The 3,921-nt window shown below is 61.4% G+C and carries 4 protein-coding genes; 3 read left to right on the top strand and 1 reads right to left on the bottom strand.

Annotation, left to right across the window (positions count from 1 at the left end; all coding sequences use genetic code 11):
• Positions 1-1,172, bottom strand: a 1,172-nt coding sequence (locus HX846_RS13485; RefSeq protein ID WP_178965539.1) for a methyl-accepting chemotaxis protein, incomplete at its 3' end; no start/stop codon positions are given.
• Positions 1,173-1,406: 234 nt separating this feature from the next.
• On the opposite strand from HX846_RS13485, the gene HX846_RS13490 reads away from it, so the two are divergent.
• The 3 genes from HX846_RS13490 to HX846_RS13500 are packed head-to-tail and all read left to right on the top strand — an operon-like array spanning position 1,407 to position 3,865.
• Positions 1,407-2,834 carry a nucleobase:cation symporter-2 family protein gene (locus tag HX846_RS13490; RefSeq protein ID WP_008431217.1) on the top strand — a complete coding sequence of 476 codons (1,428 nt, stop codon included), beginning with the start codon at positions 1,407-1,409 and terminating at the stop codon, positions 2,832-2,834.
• Between the two features lie 13 nt (positions 2,835-2,847).
• A complete protein-coding gene (locus HX846_RS13495; protein ID WP_003214086.1) occupies positions 2,848-3,309 on the top strand; it encodes an LEA type 2 family protein in 462 nt (153 codons plus the stop codon).
• Between the two features lie 4 nt (positions 3,310-3,313).
• Entirely contained in the window at positions 3,314-3,865 is a 552-nt protein-coding gene (locus HX846_RS13500) for a GNAT family N-acetyltransferase (protein ID WP_087694381.1), read from the top strand.
• Positions 3,866-3,921 lie beyond the last annotated feature (56 nt).

Below are 3,921 nucleotides of genomic sequence, written 5' to 3' on the forward strand. Positions count from 1 at the left end.
TTGAGGGCCAGCAGGTTGGTCTGCTCGGCAATCGCGCGAATCACATCCAGTACCTTGCCAATGTCACGGCCCTGGGTGGCCAGGCCTTCGATCAGCACCGAGGTGTTTTGCACGTCCTGGGTCATGGTCTGGATCGCGCCGACGGTTTCCACCACTCGGTCGCGCCCTTCCCGCGCAGCCTGGTTGGACTGGCTGGACGCCTCGGAGGTGGACACCGCGTTGCGCGCCACTTCTTCCACGGCGGCCGTCATTTCGTTGACCGCGGTGGCGGCCTGGTCGATTTCGTTGTTTTGCTGTTGCAGGCCTTTGGAGGCTTCTTCGGTGACGGCACTGAGCTCTTCAGCGGCGGAGGCCAACTGCGTGGCTGAGCCGGCGATGTGCTGGATGGTCTGGCGCAGGTTGTTCTGCATCGCGGCCAGGGCGCCGAGCAGGCGGGCCGGTTCGTCCTTGCCGTCGACTTCGATGGGTTTGCTCAGGTTGCCGCCGGCGATGGATTCGGCAGCACTGACCGCCTTTTGCAGCGGAGCGACAATGCTGCGGGTCAGCAGCCAGGCCAGCAACACCGTCATCAAGGCTGCCACCACGGCGACGATGATGATCCCGGTCACAGCCTGGGAATAACTGCCTTCGGCGGCGACGTTGGCCTGATCGGCCCCGGCGCTGTTGATGGCGATCAGTTTATTCAACTGCTCGCCCATCAGGTCGGTGCCGTCCTTGATCCGGGTATTGATCAGGGTACGCATCTCCTCGACCTTGTTTTGCTGCGACAGCGACATCATCTCGGCCTGGGCGGTCAGGTAGCTGTCGAGGGTCGCGGAAAAGGCTTTGTAGACGCTGGCCTCTTCGCCCTCGGCAGGCAAGGCCGAATAGGCGGCCTGGGCCACCTTGACCTTGTCCACCAGAATGGCCGAGCGCTCCTTGGCGTCCTGCACGGCGGCCGGCTCGCGGTTGATCAGAATGCGGAAGGACAGGATGCGCAGGCGCAACACGTTTTCGGTAATGTTGCCAAGGTACTTTACGCTGGGTAACTGGTTGGTTCCCATGTCGACCGAGGCCTGGCGGATCAGCGTCATGCGGTTGACCGCAAACACCCCCAGGATAACCACAAGCAACGCAATGAACGCAAAACCAAGGAAAGCTCGGGGGGCAATATTCAGGTTACGGAGGGACATAGGTGCGCTCTCAGAAGTAGTGGCTGCGCGCGTCCCTGCCGCGACACGGTCAGTCAGCGTCAACGCGCTGCTCTGACCTTACGGCGCCACTGTTTTAATAGGTATGTGGTGCCTACAACGTTATCGGCCGGCTTGAGGATTTAATGGGGGATGTTTCGAAATATTTTTTCACACTTCTGACAACTGGCACTTTCTGGCATCCTGCGCCTCCTTTTTCCTACCCGGGCCCGTATTTTGTCTGACACTCAAACCCCTCGCCCCCGTTATAAATCCGACCTGATCTACGGCCTCGACGACCGTCCGCACTTCAGCGCGGCGATATTTGCCGCCCTGCAGCACGTGCTGGCCAGCTTTGTCGGGATCATCACCCCGACGCTGATCGTCGGCGGCGTGCTGGGCCTGGAAAGCGAAGTGCCGTACCTGGTCAGCATGGCGTTGTTTGTGTCCGGGCTCGGCACCTTTGTGCAGGCCCGCAAGTTCGGCCCGGTGGGTTCGGGCCTGCTGTGCCTGCAAGGCACCAGTTTTTCGTTTATCAGCGTGATCCTCAGTGCCGGCTTCATGGTCAAGGCCCGGGGCGGCGGCACCGATGAGATCCTGTCGACGATCTTCGGCATCTGCTTTTTCGCGGCGTTTATCGAAGTGGTGCTCAGCCAGTTCATCGGCAAGCTGCGCAAGCTGATCACCCCGGTGGTCACCGGCACCATCATTACCTTGATGGGTTTGTCGCTGATCAAGGTGGCCGTCACCGACATGGCCGGCGGTTATGGCGCCAGCGACCTGGGCGCCGCCGGCAACATGGGCCTGGCGGCCCTGGTGCTGCTGACCATCGTGGTACTCAACCGCTTCAACAACCCGTTCCTGCGCCTGGGTTCGATCGTGATCGGCCTGACCCTGGGTTTTGTGGTGGCCTGGTGGATGGGCCGCGTCGACCTGGGCGCCCTGCCCCAGTTGCCACTGATCAGCGTACCGGTGCCGTTCAAGTACGGTTTTTCGTTCGACTGGGTGGCGTTTATCCCGGTGGCGGTGATCTTCCTGATTTCGCCACTGGAAGCCGCCGGTGACCTGACCGCCAACTCGATGATCTCGCAACAGCCGGTCAAGGGCCCGCTGTACATCAAGCGCATCAAGTCCGGCCTGCTGGCCGACGGCCTCAACTCGGTGATGGCGGCCACCTTCAACAGCTTGCCGATGGTGACCTTCGCCCAGAACAACGGGGTGATCCAGTTGACCGGCGTGGCCAGCCGTTATGTGGCGTACTTCATTGCCGGGCTGCTGGTGCTGCTGGGGCTGTTCCCGATGATCGGCGCGGTGTTGCAACTGATGCCCAAGCCGGTACTCGGTGGCGCCACGCTGATCATGTTCGGCACCGTGGCCGTGGCCGGGATCAAGATCCTCGCCGAAGCCGGGCTGCACCGGCGCAATGTGCTGATCGTGGCGATCTCCCTGGGCATGGGCCTGGGTGTGGCGGCAGTGCCGGAAGTACTGCGCGAGCTGCCCAAGGCACTGCACAACATCTTCGAGTCGCCGATCACCGTGGGGGCGTTCTGCGCTATCGTGCTGAACATCTTCCTGCCTGAGGAGTTCATAGAGTTGGAAGAAGATGAATTTGATCCGGAAGCCTCCACCCTCAAAGTGATGCAGGACCCGGACGTCACGAAATAGGAGAACCCGTTTTATGCGCAAGCTCATGGTTTTGTCACTGCTGCTACTCACCCTGAGCGCGTGCGCGCTGTTTCCCAATCGCGACCCGGTGAACATCAACGTGGTGGGCATCGAGCCGCTGCAGAGCCAGGACCTGGAAGTGCGTTTCGCGGTGAAGCTGCGGATACAAAATCCGAATGAAACCGCCATCGACTACAGCGGCGTGGCCCTGGACCTGGAGGTCAATGGCCGGCCGCTGGCGTCCGGGGTGAGTGACCAGGGTGGCTCGATCCCACGCTTTTCGGAGACGGTGCTGACGGTGCCGGTGAGCGTTTCGGCGTTTTCCGTGTTGCGCCAGACCCTTGGCTTGAGCCAGACCCAGAGTTTGAATAACCTGCCGTACGTGTTGCGCGGGAAACTCGCAGGTGGCCTGTTTGGCACCATGCGTTTTGTGGATCGCGGGACCCTGGACTTTCCCAACACTGCCACATGGTAACGACATGGATGCGCAACCTACGCTGTATACCGAACGGCTGATCCTGCGGCCGTTGACGCTGGAGGATGCCGAGGGTGTCCAGCAGCAATTTCCGCACTGGGAAGTGGTGCGTTACCTGAATGCCCTGGTGCCCTGGCCGTACCCGGCGGATGGTGCGCGCAGCTATCTGGAGCAGGTTGCATTGCCGGCGATGGCTCGGGGTGAGGAGTGGCATTGGTCGATCCGCCTGAAAAGCGCGCCTGGGGTGTTGATTGGTAATGTCAGCCTGATGGATGAGGTGGACAACAACCGCGGCTTTTGGCTGGCGCCGCAGTGGCAGGGCCAGGGGTTGATGGCCGAGGCCAGTGCGGCGGTGACTGAGTATTGGTTTGAGGTGCTGGAGCGGCCTGTGATGCGCGTGCCCAAGGCGGCGCCGAACGTGGCGTCTCGCAGGATTTCCGAGCGGACGGGGATGCGGTTGGTCAGGACGGATGAAGGGCAGTTTGTCGCGGGGAGTTTGCCCAAGGATATCTGGGAGATTACCCGGGAGGAATGGCTGGGGAGTCGGCGGGGCTGAGGTGGGTTTTGGGTGTATATCCGTTATTTGGGTAACGGCTGATATGGGTTCCGCTC

Origin of the sequence: Pseudomonas sp. K5002 (assembly GCF_013386655.1) — a bacterium.
Lineage (GTDB): Bacteria > Pseudomonadota > Gammaproteobacteria > Pseudomonadales > Pseudomonadaceae > Aquipseudomonas.